21 protein-coding genes are annotated in these 17,599 nt (G+C 43.1%); 6 read left to right on the forward strand and 15 right to left on the reverse strand.

Annotated elements, in window-relative coordinates:
- The first annotated feature begins 555 nt into the window (after positions 1-555).
- On the forward strand, positions 556-2,040 hold the full coding sequence (locus tag Q0785_RS14285; RefSeq protein ID WP_298831175.1) for a potassium/proton antiporter: 1,485 nt from the start codon (positions 556-558) through the stop codon (positions 2,038-2,040).
- Positions 2,041-2,171: 131 nt separating this feature from the next.
- Here the strand turns inward: Q0785_RS14285 and ccsB are convergent, their stop codons facing one another.
- The 6 genes from ccsB to Q0785_RS14315 all read right to left on the reverse strand — a co-directional run bounded on the left by ccsB (position 2,172) and on the right by Q0785_RS14315 (position 6,441).
- A complete protein-coding gene (ccsB, locus tag Q0785_RS14290; protein WP_298831049.1) occupies positions 2,172-3,368 on the reverse strand; it encodes a c-type cytochrome biogenesis protein CcsB in 1,197 nt (398 codons plus the stop codon).
- A gap of 358 nt (positions 3,369-3,726) precedes the next feature.
- Positions 3,727-4,089 carry a hypothetical protein gene (locus tag Q0785_RS14295; RefSeq protein ID WP_298831052.1) on the reverse strand — a complete coding sequence of 121 codons (363 nt, stop codon included), beginning with the start codon at positions 4,087-4,089 and terminating at the stop codon, positions 3,727-3,729.
- A 196-nt stretch (positions 4,090-4,285) separates the two neighbouring features.
- Positions 4,286-4,864 (reverse strand): DUF2812 domain-containing protein, encoded by a 579-nt coding sequence (locus Q0785_RS14300; RefSeq protein ID WP_298831054.1) that lies wholly within the window; start codon positions 4,862-4,864, stop codon positions 4,286-4,288.
- 7 nt (positions 4,865-4,871) lie between these two features.
- Positions 4,872-5,195 (reverse strand): helix-turn-helix transcriptional regulator, encoded by a 324-nt coding sequence (locus Q0785_RS14305; RefSeq protein ID WP_298831057.1) that lies wholly within the window; start codon positions 5,193-5,195, stop codon positions 4,872-4,874.
- A 289-nt stretch (positions 5,196-5,484) separates the two neighbouring features.
- A complete protein-coding gene (locus Q0785_RS14310; protein WP_298831060.1) occupies positions 5,485-6,126 on the reverse strand; it encodes a DUF3885 domain-containing protein in 642 nt (213 codons plus the stop codon).
- Between the two features lie 21 nt (positions 6,127-6,147).
- The gene (locus tag Q0785_RS14315; protein WP_223636585.1) at positions 6,148-6,441 is read right to left on the reverse strand and encodes a hypothetical protein; all 294 of its coding nucleotides are present in this window, start codon (positions 6,439-6,441) and stop codon (positions 6,148-6,150) included.
- Between the two features lie 244 nt (positions 6,442-6,685).
- On the opposite strand from Q0785_RS14315, the gene Q0785_RS14320 reads away from it, so the two are divergent.
- Entirely contained in the window at positions 6,686-6,832 is a 147-nt protein-coding gene (locus Q0785_RS14320) for a lipoprotein (protein WP_298831068.1), read from the forward strand.
- A gap of 66 nt (positions 6,833-6,898) precedes the next feature.
- Here the strand turns inward: Q0785_RS14320 and Q0785_RS14325 are convergent, their stop codons facing one another.
- The 4 genes from Q0785_RS14325 to Q0785_RS14340 form a co-directional block, all read right to left on the reverse strand.
- Positions 6,899-7,072 (reverse strand): Fe3+ hydroxamate ABC transporter substrate-binding protein, encoded by a 174-nt coding sequence (locus tag Q0785_RS14325; RefSeq protein ID WP_298831071.1) that lies wholly within the window; start codon positions 7,070-7,072, stop codon positions 6,899-6,901.
- Between the two features lie 40 nt (positions 7,073-7,112).
- Positions 7,113-7,328, reverse strand: a complete 216-nt coding sequence (locus tag Q0785_RS14330) for a hypothetical protein (protein ID WP_223636576.1) — start codon at positions 7,326-7,328, stop codon at positions 7,113-7,115.
- A gap of 159 nt (positions 7,329-7,487) precedes the next feature.
- Positions 7,488-7,733, reverse strand: a complete 246-nt coding sequence (locus Q0785_RS14335; protein ID WP_298831079.1) for a hypothetical protein — start codon at positions 7,731-7,733, stop codon at positions 7,488-7,490.
- A 50-nt stretch (positions 7,734-7,783) separates the two neighbouring features.
- Positions 7,784-8,245 (reverse strand): hypothetical protein, encoded by a 462-nt coding sequence (locus Q0785_RS14340; RefSeq protein ID WP_298831084.1) that lies wholly within the window; start codon positions 8,243-8,245, stop codon positions 7,784-7,786.
- A gap of 164 nt (positions 8,246-8,409) precedes the next feature.
- Between Q0785_RS14340 and Q0785_RS14345 the strand changes: the two genes are divergently transcribed.
- The 4 genes from Q0785_RS14345 (at position 8,410) to Q0785_RS14360 (ending at position 12,595) form a co-directional block, all read left to right on the forward strand.
- Positions 8,410-9,153: a MerR family transcriptional regulator gene (locus Q0785_RS14345; RefSeq protein WP_298831087.1), complete on the forward strand. Its 744-nt coding sequence runs from the start codon at positions 8,410-8,412 to the stop codon at positions 9,151-9,153.
- Positions 9,153-9,836, forward strand: coding sequence for a VC0807 family protein (locus Q0785_RS14350; protein ID WP_298831090.1), 684 nt, complete (start codon positions 9,153-9,155; stop codon positions 9,834-9,836). The genes Q0785_RS14345 and Q0785_RS14350 overlap by 1 nt, the downstream gene beginning before the upstream one ends.
- Before the next feature lie 130 nt (positions 9,837-9,966).
- The gene (locus Q0785_RS14355) at positions 9,967-10,920 is read left to right on the forward strand and encodes a bile acid:sodium symporter (protein WP_298831093.1); all 954 of its coding nucleotides are present in this window, start codon (positions 9,967-9,969) and stop codon (positions 10,918-10,920) included.
- Between the two features lie 265 nt (positions 10,921-11,185).
- Positions 11,186-12,595 carry a DHA2 family efflux MFS transporter permease subunit gene (locus tag Q0785_RS14360; protein ID WP_298831096.1) on the forward strand — a complete coding sequence of 470 codons (1,410 nt, stop codon included), beginning with the start codon at positions 11,186-11,188 and terminating at the stop codon, positions 12,593-12,595.
- A gap of 91 nt (positions 12,596-12,686) precedes the next feature.
- On the opposite strand, the gene Q0785_RS14365 is transcribed toward Q0785_RS14360, so the two are convergent.
- The 5 genes from Q0785_RS14365 to Q0785_RS14385 form a co-directional block, all read right to left on the reverse strand.
- Positions 12,687-13,094 (reverse strand): DUF4181 domain-containing protein, encoded by a 408-nt coding sequence (locus Q0785_RS14365; RefSeq protein ID WP_298831099.1) that lies wholly within the window; start codon positions 13,092-13,094, stop codon positions 12,687-12,689.
- Positions 13,095-13,122: 28 nt separating this feature from the next.
- A complete protein-coding gene (locus Q0785_RS14370; protein WP_298831102.1) occupies positions 13,123-13,338 on the reverse strand; it encodes a DUF6366 family protein in 216 nt (71 codons plus the stop codon).
- A gap of 189 nt (positions 13,339-13,527) precedes the next feature.
- Positions 13,528-14,478, reverse strand: coding sequence for a ribose-phosphate pyrophosphokinase (locus Q0785_RS14375; RefSeq protein ID WP_298831104.1), 951 nt, complete (start codon positions 14,476-14,478; stop codon positions 13,528-13,530).
- 243 nt (positions 14,479-14,721) lie between these two features.
- A complete protein-coding gene (locus Q0785_RS14380) occupies positions 14,722-17,151 on the reverse strand; it encodes a DEAD/DEAH box helicase family protein (protein WP_298831107.1) in 2,430 nt (809 codons plus the stop codon).
- Complete coding sequence (locus tag Q0785_RS14385) at positions 17,144-17,470, reverse strand: nucleoside triphosphate pyrophosphohydrolase (protein WP_298831110.1); 327 nt, start codon at positions 17,468-17,470, stop codon at positions 17,144-17,146. Before Q0785_RS14385 ends, Q0785_RS14380 begins: the two co-directional genes overlap by 8 nt.
- Between the last annotated feature and the right edge of the window lie 129 nt (positions 17,471-17,599).

The raw sequence follows: 17,599 nt of genomic DNA on the forward strand, positions 1-17,599 counted from the left end.
TATCATTACAAATGTTGCAGGAAGATTTGTCAGTTTAAATTGAAAATTCCAGCGTCTTTAAATCCTCTTAGAAGGGCCTATCATTTTCTTTCAACTTTTTGTTTTGTCATTTCAAAAATGCACTCTTGGCAGGGGGTGAAGGTAGAAATAAATGATAATTTTCTGTTCTTCCGAATATGACGAAAGCAACTGATTCCTTCCAATAAAATTCCTTAAAAAACTTTTATTTTTTTTATGGATTACAGGATTATTACACTGATTATTCGTGGAATATAATTCGAAATAACTTGAATCACCAATGCTTTCTTATTATAAAACGCAAGATTTTCTGGTCTTTCCCAGTGGAAATCTAAAGGCGGAATCCATCGGTTCCATAGAAAAAGGAAATGCTCCGTTACGGCATTTCCTTACTTAAAACAGCTGTCAATTCCTTTGAGTATCAACAGATTGTTGCACATACCAATTAGGTTCCGGCGTCAGCCTTTGATTTGACAGTAAAAAAAGATAAAATAAAGATACACGGAACTCATCAAGGAGGCATGTCAGAATAATATGATGAATAACAGTATTACACCGGATTATTTAATGTTTGTATTGGCATTATTTTTTATCATCGGGGTCTTTACGACAAAATTCTCTTCACGTTTTGGCGTACCCGCCCTTATTCTATTCATCGCCATCGGCATGCTTGCCGGCAGTGACGGATTTGGACTCCTCTATTTCGATAACCCCTCTTATGCCCAATTCATCGGTATTTTCGCTTTAGTGGTCATTCTTTTTGAAGGTGGACTTTCAACGAAATGGACGACTATTAAACCTGTAGTGTTTCCGTCACTGGTTCTGGCGACTGTCGGCGTTTTGATCACCACGTTCATAGTGGCAATTGCCGCAACCTTTATTTTGGACGTCACATGGCTGGAAGGGCTTCTTTTCGGTGCCATCGTCGGTTCCACAGATGCAGCCGCAGTGTTCGCTGCCCTTAAAGGACAAAATATCAAAAACCGGCTGGCGGCGACTTTGGAAGCGGAATCCGGCACGAATGATCCGATGGCCATGTTCCTGACTTTAGCGCTTATCCAATTGATCGTGTCGGACGAGCAGGGCATTTGGAACATCATCGGCGTATTTTTCCTGCAGATGGGCCTTGGCCTCCTGTTCGGGCTTCTATTGGGCCGCATCGCTTCGTGGGCCATCAACAAGATCAACCTGGATTCAGGCGGACTTTATCCCATCCTTGCTATGGGATTTGCCATTTTGACCTACAGCGTGGCTGCCAACTTGAACGGCAGTGGACTACTGGCGGTATATGTAGCTGCCTTGGTCATCGGCAACAGCGATCTGACTTTCCGCCATACCATCTTTCATTTCAATGAAGGGTTCGCCTGGATGATGCAGTTGCTGATGTTCGTGATTCTCGGCTTGCTGGTCTTCCCGAGCCAGCTCTTCACGTTTGAAATCATCTTAAATGGCTTCCTGTTGTCATTCATCCTGATCCTTGTGGCACGCCCTCTCGCCGTGTTTGTTTCCACACTTGGATTTGATTATTCCTGGCAGGAAAAAACACTCATTTCCTGGGCCGGACTTAGAGGGGCTGTCCCAATCGTGCTGGCAACATTCCCATTGATTGCAGGATTGGAAAATGCCCAGCTATTCTTTAATGTCGTCTTTTTCGTCGTCCTCACTTCAGCCCTTATCCAAGGCGCCACCATCTCTCCTTTTGCCGAGAAGCTGGGGCTCACAGGTCCGAAGAAAGTTGCACCGATCCACACACTCGAGCTTGTATCCATCGGCAAAGCAAATGCCGAAATCGTGGAATATACAGTCAGCGACGAAACGCCGATTTTAGGAAAAAGCCTGGTGGAGATTGATTTCCCTCCGGAGGTTCTGATCAATGCCATCATCAGGGATGAAGAACTGGTCACTCCTTATGGTGAAACGACCATTCAAACAAACGACATTTTGTACATCCTCGTTTCTAAAAAAAGAAAAAAAGAGCTTAAAAAGACATTAGGGGAAAACGGGCTTTCCGATAACAACTAATGGCTAGCAGAATGATGGCCGGGATTATGTTTTCAACCTCATAAATCTTTTGACGAAAAAACCTCCCAACCTTAATCGGATTGGGAGGTTTTTGGTGTTTTGTTAAAAGGCTTCTCTTCTCAACGAATATCTCATGCGTAGGAGTGCAGACCCGCAATGACCAAATTGACGAAAATTTGATTGAAAATAATTGTACCGAAGCCGATAATTGCCAGCCAGGCAGTTTTCTCTCCAGTCCACTCACGACCAATCCGCAGATGAAGGAAGGCTGCGTAAAACAGGAAAGTGATCAACGCCCAGACTTCCTTCGGATCCCAACCCCAGAAACGGCTCCAGGCGATTTGCGCCCAAATCATCGCGAAGAACAAGCCACCAAGCGCAAATAGCGGAAAACCGATGACTACTGAACGGTAAGAGATTTCATCCATCAGCGTCAAATTGACTTTGTTGGTGAACGGCTGCAGCAGCTGTGCAATTTTTTTGCCGGTAATCAGACGAATCAGCACATACAAAACAGAACCGATCAGGCAGGACCAAAGAACCGAGTTCAGTTTCGCAACTTCGATACTGTTTGGAATTTCGAGAAGGCCGCTATAATGATTTGCCGGTTCGTAGCTTCCAGCCTTTCCATTGACGGGCTTTGCATCGATCGGCACGACGATGGCCGGCATAGCGTAGTCATAAACCTGTATTTCACTTTGCTGATTTTCGAATTGGTAGCTTGCGCTGTAATCAGTAATCCGGAAAGCGGATGTTACAAGGATGAAACCGACAACGACCACCAGGAAATACAGAACCAGCTCCAAAAAGAACGAACTTTTTCCTTTTCGAGTAGTATCCACGTGCTTCAATAAATAAATCAGCCCTGTGACAAACGATACAGACAACACTGCACTGGCAGTCGCGACCGTTATAACATGGATAGTGAGCCAGTGGCTTTGAAGCGCCGGAATCAGCGGCGATACTTCATTGGCGAACATGCTGGCATAGGCGATGATCAGAATGGCAATCGGAAGTAAAAACAAGCCGACGACCGGTTGGCGGTAGAGGTAGTAAAACACCAGGAAGCTGCCGATCAGCATGATGCCGAAGAACGTCAGAAATTCATTGAGATTGCTGACGGGTGCGTGGCCAGAAGCTGTCCAGCGAAGGATGAAATAGCTCAGCTGCGCCAAAAACCCAATTACGGTCATGGTCAATGCAATTTTCACCGCTACTTGTTTACGGGATTTCACTGCCACTCCGAATGGAATAACCGCAATCAATAAAATGATGAAAGAGAAAAATAGAGCTGAACTGCTTAACGAAATTAGGGATTCTACAGACATAGGTATACTCCTTTTAAAAGAATAATGATATTATTGAAACTGTTATTCCAATAATACCATTATTTACTAAGGGAAATCCTAATCCATTTTGTGTCATCTTGCTTCTGCGGATCGCATAGGCAGAAGGACGGAAATATTCATTCCATTAAAATTATGGAGGTGTAAACCATGATAAGTTTTATGAAGGATTTGATCGGAGCCACTTCAGATATTCTAAGATGGATCTGCTACTTCCTGGCTGGAGCATTTATAGTAACTGCTTTTATGTACATCCTCAAGTGGAGCATTGAATGGATACTTGTTCCTCTTTTAACTTAAAATAAAAAATTTCACTATAATACTCAGACACTTTTATATTCTATACTTTTACAAAATCAGAATACCTGATATTAAATCTTTTAATCAACATATCTTCTAATTCCACTAAATACTGATCTACTGCTCTAAACAAAACATCGAGGGAGATAGGAGCTTCGTGTTTAAACTCTTGCCAAATTGAAAAGAGATGCCACTCCTTTCCACTTTTCTGGATAAAGGCTAAAATGGGTCCTTCTCTTTCATCATGTTCCATCGTAAAGTAATAAAAGTTATCTACCACTCCAGGATTTCTTGTTCTCCATATTTTCAACTTGACTCCCAATTCGAGAAGCGCTAAAGATGATTCGTGAAAGAAACATGACTCATCTATCATAATTTTTAATTCTCCAGCCACATCAATCAATAATTTCCCGTTCTTCTGGTGAACCAATTTTTTTCTAAGGCTAAGCATGGATCTAATTCAAAATTAATCGCTAAACTTGTCATGTACTCACTCCCTTACTTCAATACTAATCAGCAAACCCTATTTTTCCAGAAGAGTTGAATGGGACGAAATGTATTTTTCTTTTATCTATGAAAACTTCTGCTGTTGTCCGTACTTATATGGCTTTGTCTACTTTTCTTACTTTGTTAAGGTATTTCAAATACATTATAGCAAATGCTATTCCCCATACCAGTAGAAGCCACGGTGAGCCGAACCTCATTAAAGCAAAGGGAGTTTCGAATAGAAAAGCGAATAAAAATTGCCCGCCTTCTTTCTCCCACAAGCCGGGTGTAAAATAGGCTTCTTTTAGGTTTTTATATGGAGAAGAATTGTTCAGTAGTGAAAATGTCATCATCAATAGGAAAAATCCCATAGCTCCATAATATGTGAGAAACCGGTGGAGATAGGCTTTTTGAGATGAGTCGTCTGAAAACAATTCGTCCCTGCCATCTGTCGGTTTGAGCCAATAATGCAGCCATGTGCTGCCTAAATGTTCCCATCCGTACTCTTCATATAATTCGATATAGCTATTTTTTGCTTCTTTGTTTTTAAAGGACTGATAATCGATACGGATGATTTGCTCAGAAGCTGCTGTTTTTTCAAAATGATAAATGCCTAATGAACTTACATGTCTGCACAGCCACCCTTTCTTGGCCATTGCATTCAACCAGGCTTCTTCTTTTTGAATATCCATAAACAACTTAAATTTCTTCATCGCGAATTCCCCTTTCATAAAGCGAAAGAATGTGCTGTAAACGCTCCTGTTCGACCTTCAAAATCTCCAATCCTTCATCTGTAATCCGATAGACTTTTCTTCTCGGATCTTCGGTGGGCAAACGTTCAATCCACTCATACTTCAACAAGTTTTCAAGAGCTCCATATAAAGTTCCGGCTGCGATTCGGACCTGGCCGTTACTCATCACTTCCACTTCCTGCATAATGGCATAGCCGTGGAGCGGATTCCTTACAGCCAATAAAATGTAATGCATCGTTTCCGTCAGCGGAAGCAGTTTGTGCTTCTTCATTTATTCATCTCCTATACAGTTGAACTATATAAATTCATTATATACAGTCAGACTATATAGTTCAACTGTATGTAATAGATAATCTAAAATAAACAGAAAAAGAGAAACTATCTGCATCATAAAATCTGCTGATTCAATTAAAGTAACCCTTCAGAAAAATTCTGAAGGGTTACTTTCACATTAAAACAGATGCCGCAAAGAGTCTATTTTTCTTTACAAGTCATCTATCAATTGCCGCCACAAGATATTCTCTTGCATAATTTGAAAGTAAAATATCTATCAACAAGAATCACCTAAACACCTGGTCTATCTCATCTCTGTCGTAATTCAATATCCAGGCATTGTGTGTGTCGTACATATGGCGTATGTCTCCTGGCGAAGTCGCCACCAGATCACAGCCTCTGTCATCGTACACATGGAAAATGGTTTTATGTTTAAGGCTGATAAAGAAAACATCATGATAGATAGCCGGCTTGTATCCCATATCACGATTACAGATGGCTTTCAGTAAAGGCATATATCTGAGGTCCGATACTTTGCACTTCAGGACAAACCTATGGGTCCTGTAATTTCCATCTTCATCGTCTTCCGGAATAATATAGCGAAGCGTCATATGTTCCAATTTATATAAAACAGATTGATGTCTTACGTACCGGGAGAAAATATTCAATTTGCGTCTTAAGCTCGTGTTATTCCCGAAATCATTTACGTTTACCACCACAAAAATCTCGTCTTCTGGAAGATGCAAGGTGTCAAACAGCGTAATGGCCCTGCGGTAAACGCCTTTAAGATAAGGACTGTTCTGAGAACACTCGTCCCGCCTATAATCCACTCCTAACTCGAAGCGAATACCAATGTTCCAGTTATAAAATAAAGGAGGATTGAATTCTAAATCCGGAAAGTTCTGTTTCATAAAGTCGATAAATTCCACTTGTCCACCTCATTCTTTTCATTAAACAACCGAAGCTGCCCTCTTCTGCTTGTGGCATCTTTCGCATGTGTACACATACATGGCGGGCACTTCGTTGTCCCGGTTACCTCGTTTGTATTTATGCAGACCGACCCGGCATAAAAAGCTGCTTTCCTTATTACTGCCAATCAATGAAAAAATCAGACCGATCATCCCACCGGCAATCAATAGATAAGGCGCATTGTAAAGATTAAATGTCTCATCCACTTCCGCGAGCAGGACAACCACTCCTATCAAAATGGCAAACGAAGAAATGACCTTCAGTTTCCCCCACATACTATCTCTCCTTTTGTCTTTGGTTTAGTTGATCCACATCCCAGCAAGCTTATCGAATTTTAGCTTCTCTATTCCACATACCCTAATCTTTCTCCTTATATGAATAGTTCTTCTATAGAGATTTAATCACTAAAAACAATAACAAAAGAGAATTATCTCCAAAATTTTGGAAACCTTTCGCGAAATCACACGTATAACAAGTCAACACGATTTCGGAAAGAGTAGAGGATGGGAGGGGTTCACCATGAGGAAGTTGTTTTTACTAGCTTTAGCGGCATTATTATTGGCCGGCTGTTCATTTGAAGTGCGGGATGCAGATCCGGATCAAGAAGACGGATTCACAATCGACCTCAAAGACAACAAGGATGGCAAAGAAGAAGACGAAGAATAGGAAGCAGAGAGGGACATTTCCCTCTCTTCTTTTTCATGACGCATGACATTTTACTCGCCAAGAATCTTAAGACTTATCTTTTTCGAAACAGCCTTCACAGATAAACTGTCCTTCGTTCTTCAAATAAGCTTTCACTTCAGTAAAGCCTTTTCGTTTCGGATAGCGCATCTTGATGAATACGACTTCGTTTCCTTCGATTTCCTTGTTGCATATGGAACATTTCGGCTCTTCATTGAACATTGTCATCGCCTCCTGTGTCTGTTCTGGAAAATCACTTCATTTACTTCAAGTGGATTTTGCTATCGTTTTTTCTTAACCGATTGAACGCGATGCTTGAAACAAGTGTAGTTATAATCAGCACAAAGGGTATCTGTGTTAAAAACTGGCCGTTTGCAGCTAATGGATTCTTATACATATAAATACTGATTCCGATGCACACAAGAGCCGAAGAAATCCCCAAAATCAGCAATAAGGATTTTAAAATTTTCTTATCCAAGCTCCATCACCTCGACATTTTCTTTTTCACTAATGAAAAAATGAAAACTACCGCTATAAAAAACAGTAAAGTATAAATTATGTCTCCTATATTAAGCAAATTGCATCCTCCTTCCATCCGCTCCTATTCCAGCTTCTCCAGATGGTTCTATGTAGTCTTCTAAAAAACGTAATGATATAAAACGAAAGCTACCGTTCCGACTAAAATCGGAAGCCACAGCCACTCAAACAGTTTATTTTCAAGTTCTTTTTCTTTTCCAGCCTTCTCGAAAAAATAGTTGCTCCAAACTAATAGAAGAGAAATGATCAGCAATGTGAAAATAGTGAGTGAGCCGGTTAAATGCAATAAGAAAATAATAAAAGACCAAAGTACATACCGTGTCGTCGTATGAGCAAAAAGCGCCAAGATGAATACCCCCTTCCCTTAACTACGGATTAGTTAGGATGAAGTTGCACTTATGCTTTAATTTTTCTGATTTTCACGTTTGAGCAATGGATTACAATAGTCGTCCGGGAAAACAAAAGAATCTCATGCTGGAGTTTCTTTTTGCTTAATGGAAGAAGTTCATCATAGCCCCATTCATCAAGACCCCGCCTGCCGCCAAACACGATTTTATGCGGAGCGTCTTCGAATACATTTCGGGTGATGTCATAGTCCATGAAGAACTTTCGGACATGCGCCCATTGAATTTCATAAGTTCCTCCGCTATAGTGCTCGATCACCATTTTTATCGCCGTCGGATCTTTCGCCTCTTCGTTCTCCTGATTCAATATATTGATCGATACGACCTTGCCGTCATGAAATGAATTATTCTTTAAGAAAGTCGCTGTCTCTTGATTAAACCTGTCTAAAAGCTTTTCTTTTTGCTCTTCGTAACCATCCAAATCCCAGTGCTCTTCGTTTATCAGGTATTTCATCGTATCTTCCTTCCTATTTCCCTTTAAACAATTATACTAAAAATATCCATAAATGGTTTTTCTATTTTCTCATCTCTCTACTGAGTAATGTAATGATTTCTTGCACATGCCGTTACGGAAGGTTTTATAATTGAAATAACTACATAATGGAAATGAGGAAGATCATGTATTCCATCGGAAAACTTGCTAAGATCAGCCATATCTCGGTTCGTGCCTTGAGGTATTACGATGAAATCGGCTTATTGCCGCCGACCATTAAAAACCAGGCAGGCCACCGCTTTTATACAGATGAAGATATATCCAAACTACATACGATATTAATGCTCAAAGATCTCGGATTCTCCTTAGAAACCATCCATCAATTCCTTTCCAATCGCGAGTTCGATTTGCGGAAGGTATTGGGGATGCGCAAGAAAATGATTCAAGTGGAACAAGATGGACTCAGGAAGATGGAGACTTCCATCGATACGCTGCTGGCCATACTCGAGACCCAAGAACCTGCCGATTGGAAAGCTGTATTTGAGACTTTCTCTACTTTCCCAGCCGATAAAAGCCCCCTTATAGAGCTATGGGAAAAATACTTTTCGGAGGAGGAACAACAGGTACTAAATAAATTTACTCAAATCGAAGATCAAAACGAAGCAGAGAACCCTTGGACCGTGCTCATAGAGGATGTTCGGACAAATCTCTATCAGGACCCCAAAAGCCCCGTTGCCCAAGAGTTAGCCCGAAGATGGATGGAACTTGTCGCTAAATTTTATGAAGAGAATTTAGATCTTGCTCAAAAAGTGTGGGATTTGAACAAGAAAAGAGAGCCTCATCTTCGTTTTTTTCAATTTGAACAGGAAGTCATCAACTTTGTTGACCAGGCCACTCAATACTATTATGAACATGCAGGATCAACGTGATGAAAAAATTCATCATTCTCGATATCGTATTTTACATAGCACTCCCCTACTTTATTTGGAAATATGGCCAGGAGCCTTTTGGAGAATATTACGCGATGCTGCTTTCGACCGTTCCTGGATTTTTCTATACAGTTTATCGTTTCGTATTGGAACGCCAATTCAATATTGCCGGGCTTTCCGTCCTGCTATCCCTTTTTCTCGGTACGTTGATCAATTTGCTTTCGAGAGATGCCGAAAGCATGCTTTGGAACCAAGTCTATTTAGGATATAGCTATGGAGCCGTTTTTCTGATCTCAATCTTGATCAAAAAACCGCTGGCTCTTCGATTTGCTGTAGATTTCGTTTACCTTCAAGGCTATTCACGGAAAGCGAGTCAGGCATTATTCTCGCAAAAGAAGATTTTCATGTGGTTCCAGCTGTTGACCGGCCTGTTCTTCTTTAACAGCTTCTTTCAAAATTCGCTGAAAGCCTGGCTGATCCACTCCAATGGTGTCGAAGGATACGGGGAAATACTGATCTATCTGAAAATCAGCGGCTGGATTTTCTATGGGCTGATTGTAGGCGGATTTTTCTTTATCGGTTCAAAGGTTAATTTTCAGAATCAAAATAATGAAGCTGGTGATTCCCGCCATTCAGAAGAACCGTTGCAATTGGAAGAGAACGAAAAAACTCCTTCTATATAAATTGAATTTAAGAAGCTTCCTTTTGTGTACCGCTTCGACCTGCCCATGGATGCGCCGGCATTTAGAAACGGCCAGTTATGATAATATAGAAATCAAAGTCTATTCTGTTCGAGTCAGGTGTGAAGCAACGATGAACGTAGTTGAAAAGCTATATACAGTCATAATTTTATCTGCTGCGGTGATCGGCATTGGCCTGGGGCGAATCGATGGGATTGAGGCAAATGCCGAGCATTTCATCGTTCCTTTACTGATGCTCATGCTTTACCTCACCTTCCTGCAAATTCCGCTCCAACAAGTGAAGCAGGCTTTCGGCAACACCCGGTTCGCTTCTGCTTCCTTGCTGATTAATTTTTTATGGACACCGCTTTTGGCCTGGTTCCTGGCTTCGCTGTTCCTGGGAGACCAACCAGCCCTGTACATCGGATTCATCATGCTGATGGTGACACCCTGTACGGATTGGTATTTGGTCTTCACTGGAATCGCTAAAGGAAACGTGGTCTTATCCACTGCCATCCTTCCGGTGAACCTGCTCCTCCAAATTGTGCTGCTGCCTGTTTACCTGCTCCTTTTCAGCGGTACTACTGGAAAAGTTGAGCTGACTTTTTTGATGGAGAGCATCTTTATCGTACTGCTGCTGCCGCTGCTGTTGGCCATCGCTACAAAAAAGCTTTTTAGAAACTCAACTTGGCTGAATGAAAACCTGACAGCTAAACTGAGCGCATTGCCCCTGATTTTTCTAAGCTTGGCCATTGCAGCGATGTTTGCTTCACAAGGCACACTGCTGCTTGGCAATTTGGAGTTATTGGGGCAGCTCCTTGTGCCCATCCTGCTGTTTTTTATAGTGAATTTCATTGTTTCCCAAATCACCGGCCGGCTGTTGAATTTTTCCTATCCCGACCAAGCCAGCCTGAGCCTCACTACATTGGCAAGAAATTCACCCATCGCACTGGCAATTGCCATGGCCGCATTTCCCGATCAGCCGCTGATTGCATTAACGCTGGTGATTGGACCCTTGCTTGAATTGCCGGTTCTTGCAGTCCTTACTCAGCTGCTGCTTGTGCTCCGAAAACCCAGCGTTCCGTGAATCTGGAAAACGAAAAAGCATACATTTTTTTACTTCACATTTATTTTTCTGCTTCTATTTTGCTTCAGAGCCAAATAAACTATTGAATTTTAATGATTTGAGGATTTTTGGAAGAAATTGTGTCTGAATTTCCATAATCATTCCAAATACGGCCGGAATAGTATTGAGTTCTTAGAAGAGTTTTTGTATAGTTGCAAAGTGACTCAACGGCTTTTGGAGAAAGCCGGCAAGTCAAAATTACATATAGATAGAAGGAAATCGATTTATGAAATCTCATGTACAAGTAAAAAAACCGAAAACGATGGCAGCTATTCTGATGCTTGGCTCGTTTATCGGGTTATTTGGGGAAACGGCATTGAATATGGCGTTGACGAACATTATGGAAGATTTCGCCATCAGCGCCGGAAAAGCGCAATGGCTGACGACAGGCTATTTACTGGTCTTAGCCATTTTGGTTCCTTTATCCGCTTATTTGGTCCGCTGGTTTTCAACCCGGCAATTGGTCGTTGCAGCATTGCTCATTTCTTCCCTGGGCGCCATGCTTGCGGCACTTTCACCAAGTTTTTTCGTACTGCTGGTTGGCCGTTTAGTCCAAGCCATCGGCACAGGAATTTTCCTGCCGCTCATGTTCAGTGTGATCCTGCTGATTTTCCCGATCCAAAAACGTGGATCGGTGATGGGAATTGTCGGCCTGGTCATCACAGCGGGCCCGGCTTTAGGCCCGACATTCAGTGGATTGATCATCAGTGCCAGCAGCTGGCATTATATTTTCTGGGTCATGGTCGTCTTGAATATCGTGCTGGTGCTCGGCGCCTTGAGCATGGAAAACGTCTCGGATATTTCCAAGCCCAAAATTGATGTCGGCTCATTGCTGCTTTCCACCATCGCTTTCGGGGGCATCATCTATTCCTTATCGACATTGGCCGAAACGCCATTCACGGAGCCGAATGTTTGGGCTCCGCTCGTGGTTGGCGCAGCCGCTTTAGGCCTGTTCATCATCCGTCAGCTAAAGATGCCGCAGCCCATGGTCGATCTGCGTGTTTTCAAGTACCCGATGTTCGCACTCGGGACCTTGCTGATGTTCCTTACCCTTTTCGTCATTCTTTCTGTAGCGATCCTGATTCCCATCTACTTGAAGAGTGTCCTGGCTTACACATCGATTGCCGCCGGCTTATTGATGTTCCCAGCCAATCTATTGAATATCATCATGGCACCAATCGTCGGCTCCAATTTTGACCGGGTAGGCGCCCGCATCTTTACACGTCTCGGATTTTCCTTCATCACAGTGGGGGCCATCGTCTTTCTGGTGATTCTTTCGGCCACGACACCGGTTTGGCAAGTAATCGCCGCTCTTTGTGTGCTGTTCTTAGGGATTTCGATGACCATCATGCCTGCGCAGACCCATGCGATGAACCAGCTGCCGGCGAAACTGTACGCAGACGGCTCGGCCGCTATGAACACCCTGACACAGGTTGCAGGGGCTGCCGGTACGGCGATCGCCATCACCTTGTTCACAGCCGGGCAAAACAGCTATATTGCTGAATTTGGAGCCGCCAATCCAGCAGAATTTTTGGCATCCGGCACCCATACCGCGTTTTATGCGGTATTAACGGCTGCGGCCATTGGGTTGATCGGGTCCTTGTTCATCAAAAATAACCGTACTGTAGCTGAATAAAGTAAAACACACCAGTCCTTTAACAGGACTGATGTGTTTTTGGATTTTCTCGTTTTACTCGCAGCAACGCCTTCCACTGCAAAACAACCTTTCAATAGCCCAAGTTCAGCAAATCATACTGAATGGTCAAAGCCAGTGCTGTTGCAAAAACCACCATCTCCCCGATCGTCAAGATCGCCTGCTTCGGGTGATCCGAGTATCTCCATTCAAAAAATGCCCTGACCGCATAATCTATTACCAGGAGCAGCACAACTGGAACGAGATAAAAGATGATGGAATACTCTTTGAAGATGACCAGGTACGAAATGGCAATCAGCACAATCGCCGACAGAATCCTAACTATCCAATCGACTTTTTGATGGGTTTTGTTGACATGGCTATAAGAAAACCATTCCGTTTTTTCTTTTTCGATCTTAAAGAGCTTTCTCAAAGTAAATTTCACTACTGCCATTACGGCGAATAAAATCACCAGAGACAAGCCGATTTTCAACCAAACCATACCATTTCCTCCTTGAATATTCTCTTTTTTAACTGAAGAAGAATTGATAGATGACGTAGCCTAAAAACAGGATAAGTATCAATAAGAGCATGCCTTTCCAGCCCATGTCACCCGCAATGTCCGGTACATTGCCGTTTCCGGCGACACGATCGAAGCCATCACGCAAGGAACCTCCCGGATTGCGCTTGTGCTCCTTTCGTCTTAAGTGCTCTCTGCTTTCTTTTGCCGTTTTCCTCGATTCCACTTGGCTTCCCTCCTCGGTTTACTGATAATTCAATTAATGGTCAACTCTATTATTACATATATTTGAAGTTCCGTTCTTGTTTTTTACAAAAGATAAAAAAGGGGGAGTTACAGCGACAAATACAGAAAAACACCGCAGAAGAATTTTCTGCGGTGTTTTTAGGTTATTCGATAATATGAAGACTTGGGTTTATTCAAACAAAGGTGTGACCGGTTTTTCGTTATGGACGTGTTCGATCGCTTCAGCCAACAAAGGCGCGACCGAAAGAATCGTGATTTTCGGTGTACGTTTCTCTTCAGGCACGTGGATCGTATTAGTGACAACCAGTTCCGTAACGGCCGACTCTTCGATTCGTTGAACCGCTTGGCCTGACAGGACTGCGTGCGTACAGCAGGCATAAACAGCTTTCGCACCGTTTTCAACCAGGACATTGGCAGCTAACGAAATCGTCGTTGCGGTATCGATGATATCCACAATGATGATAACGTTCTTGCCTTCGATGTCTCCGACGATATTGACCATTTCAGGTTCGCCCGGCTGCATGCGGCGTTTATCGATAAAGCCGATCGGAACGTCCAAATGGCTGGCCAGTTTGCGGGCTCTTCCCAGACCGCCATTGTCCGGAGCTACCACGATGGCATCTTCCAATCCCTTTTCCAGGAAATGCTTCGATAGGATCTTCTCACCGAGCAGCTGGTCAACCGGCATATTGAAGAACCCTTGGATTTGGGGTGCATGCAAATCCATGGTGATGATGTGGGTAGCCCCTGCTTTTTCCAGCATATTGGCCACTAGTTTTGCGGTGATCGGTTCACGCGAACTTGCTTTCCGGTCCTGCCGCGCATAGCCATAATAAGGCATGACGACGTTGATCGTCTCTGCAGATGCCCGCTTCAGCGCATCGATCATAATCAGAAGTTCCATGACATGCTCATTTCCCGGCTGGGAAGTCGACTGGATCAAGTACACTTCTTTACCACGGACACTCTCTTCAATATTGATTTGGATTTCCCCATCGCTAAAGTGTTTGATGAAGCTTTTCCCGAGCGGACAACCAAGTTCAGTCGCAATTTCCTGGGCTAGTTCCGGATTTGAATTCAATGTAAAAAGCTTAAAGTTTTTACCTAATTGATATGGCAATTTGTAGTCCCCTCCGCAAAGATAATTTTGTAAAACCTGATAGCTGATCAGCTATCGTGAAGGTCCATCAACTGACATTCGAACTTCAGTAGTTGCTTTTATAATACCTTTTTCACGAGGTAATAGCCACTGGTTAAAGGGAGTTTTTCATGTTTGCTGAATCGGTAAAAGTTCTTTTTCCTGGCTCAGCAGTTTTTTTATAGTGAAACTCCGCGCCTTACGACTGTCAACTTACGTAATAGTTCAGTTAACTGTCAAAGACACTGATTTTCTTTCAAAATAAGCATTCAGCCGATATTCCGCTATCTCTCGAGTCCATTTATATAAAGACTCATTTTCGTTCTCTGAAGCTAGAACATCGAATTTAAAAATACCATCTTCAAAAGAAACCATTCCTTCTTTCGCACTCCCGCTCCACTTCGTCATCGGCATCTGTGCAATCAAGTCCGCTATTTTCTTTTGGTCAAAGTTACGCAGCCGCTTCCCTTGCGCGTCACTGAAGTCGATATTCATGCGGTAGTCTTTTTCAGTTAAATAATTATGGAAGAAAGGTGCTGCTTCATCCGCTGTTATCGGTTCAAGCCATCTTTCCGCACCTTTTGACAACATATAACTCAAGACGACCATCTTATAGCTTTTGGTCATCCCTGTTTTTTCGACTTCCAAAAACCAGCCCTTAAATTTCAGCCAGACGTCTTGTTCTGTTTCCGTCAGTTCATCCGCATAGGCGAGCATCCCTATGTAACTGCCAAACTCCTGTTTTACTGTTTTGGAATCGACGTTGGCGTGAAGGTAGAATTCCAAGTACTTCGGACGCCTGCCAACTTCCTTTTTCAAATCATGATAGGCCAGTACAAGCGCTTCTTTGCGGGGCGCTCTTTTTCTGCGCATTTCCTCCAGCAAATCAATCACTTGAAGATCTAAGTTAAATTCACAGTGGAGAGGCAAAAGTGGTTGAGTGGCTTTATTTCCCGCCGGCTTGCTTTCCTTGTCGAAAACCGCCAGTTTCAGATCTGCATTCCGGTAATTGCCGATGAAATCGATGATGACACAATGCGACTTCTCTTCTGCAATCCGCAATCCGCGACCGATTTGCTGCGTATAAACGGACAGCGATTCTGTCGGTCGGATGAACAGGAGTGTATCCACTTTCGGAATATCAACGCCTTCATTGAATAGATCGACCGTGAATATAAGTTCAAGCTCCCCAGAATCCAGTTTGGAACGGGCAGCTTTGCGCTCTTGCGGATGAGATCCGCCATGGAGTGCAATCAACCGGACGCCTTTGCGCTGAAAGAAATTATTCATGTAAACAGCCTGCTTTACCGAGGAACAGAAAACGATTGTTCTTGTCTGCCTGTAACGGTTCCATTCTTCAAAAATCTTTTGCGCAAACTCTTCACGCAGCTGAACCTGCAGCAATTCCTGTTCGTCGTACCGGGTTCCCTTCCACGGGATAGCAGAGTAATCCGTATCATCATACACACCGTAATAATTGAACGGCGCGAGCCAATTGCGTTCAATGGCATCCAGAAAATGAATCGAAATCGCCACATTCCCATCGCATAACGCATACACGTCTTTATTGTCCATGCGGTCAGGCGTGGCCGTAATCCCCAACAAGAACGCTGGTTCAAAGTGATTGAGCAGGCGCTCATATGTCGGAGCTGCTGCGTGGTGAAATTCATCAACTACAATCAAATCAAAAGCATCCTTTTCGAATTGATCTAAATGATATTGGCTGCCTAATGTATAGATCGAAGCAAAAATAAAATCAGCATCGGTTCTTTTTTCCGAAGCATTATAAAAAGCACTCGACCTGTCCGGGTGAACATGGTGGAATGATTGCTTCGCTTGGGTAAGTATTTCTTCCCGGTGCGCAACAAACAAGACCCGTTTGAATTTCTCCGCAAAGAAAGCAGCTAAATAAGTTTTACCTAGGCCTGTCGCCAGCACTACCATCGCGCGCCTGTAATCTTCAGCCAAGACATTGTCCAGTGCATCCAGCGCTTCACGCTGCGCAGGCCTTGGAGAAATCGGAGCGCTATACGCGACTTGAGCCTCAGCCACTTCCAGCTGTTGCGGAAAGGCTGGACCTACCGTCATTTCGACTTCTTCCACTTCAGACCAGACGGGGCTGATGGGCCGTTTGAGATTTGCTGCTTTATGTAATGACCGATATTCTGCAAGTGTCTCCGCATTCAAAGAGACCGTCTGCTCAGCATAAAAGTTTTTCAGAAATTGAATAACCGCTTCTTCAAAAACTTCTGCATCCACAGAAGTCGGCGCTATTAAGTTCCACTCGACTCCTGTTGTTAATGCAGATGATGACAAATTGGAAGATCCCACAATCAAATGTGAAGCGTCTGTCCCTCTGAACAAATAAGACTTTGGATGGAAGGAAGTACTGCCGCTCCTCCAGATTCGAATTTCTGCAGAATGCAGTTCTTCCAAAAGCAGCTGCAAGGCGTCTGGCTGCGTGACAAACAGGTAATCGCCTACCAGTAGTTTAATCGATACGCCTCTTTCAGCCGCTTTCTTTAGGAAAGGTATGATCTTTTTCACACCCGACTTCATCGCAAATGCTGTAATCCACTGAATCTCAACCGCTTCTTTTGATAACCTCTCCAAATGCGAGACAAGCTGAGAAGTGACCAGTTCCAGCTTAGTCATCTTCGACCTCGATTAGGAAGATGCGTTTTTCAAAACCGCCGCGTTTCTCAGCTTTTGCTTTGCGGACTTTTTCCAACTCTTCAATAGAAGAACCGTGAATTTTCACAGCCGCGTGAAGAAGCTCAAGGATATCGGCTAACTCCTCAACTGCTTCTTCGTTGGTGGCTGCTTCTTTATATTCTTCTAGTTCTTCACCCAATTTCTTTTTCACTTCGGTCTTATATTCTTCTTCTTCCAGAGTGCGGATTGAAAAATTTTTGCCGGTTTTTTCGATTACTTCAGGTATGGCATCACGGACTAATTTATTATAGATGGGCATAGGTGGGCTCCTTTAGAGAAGTATTTATTTAGGTTATTTTAACATATAGAAAAAGCAGTTAGCTTACTCAATCATTAAATCAAAATAGCATCAGCGATCCCCTACTCTCAACCAAACACTTCAACTCCC

The organism is uncultured Planococcus sp. (assembly GCF_947501725.1).
Taxonomy (GTDB): Bacteria; Bacillota; Bacilli; order Bacillales_A; family Planococcaceae; genus Planococcus; species Planococcus donghaensis_C.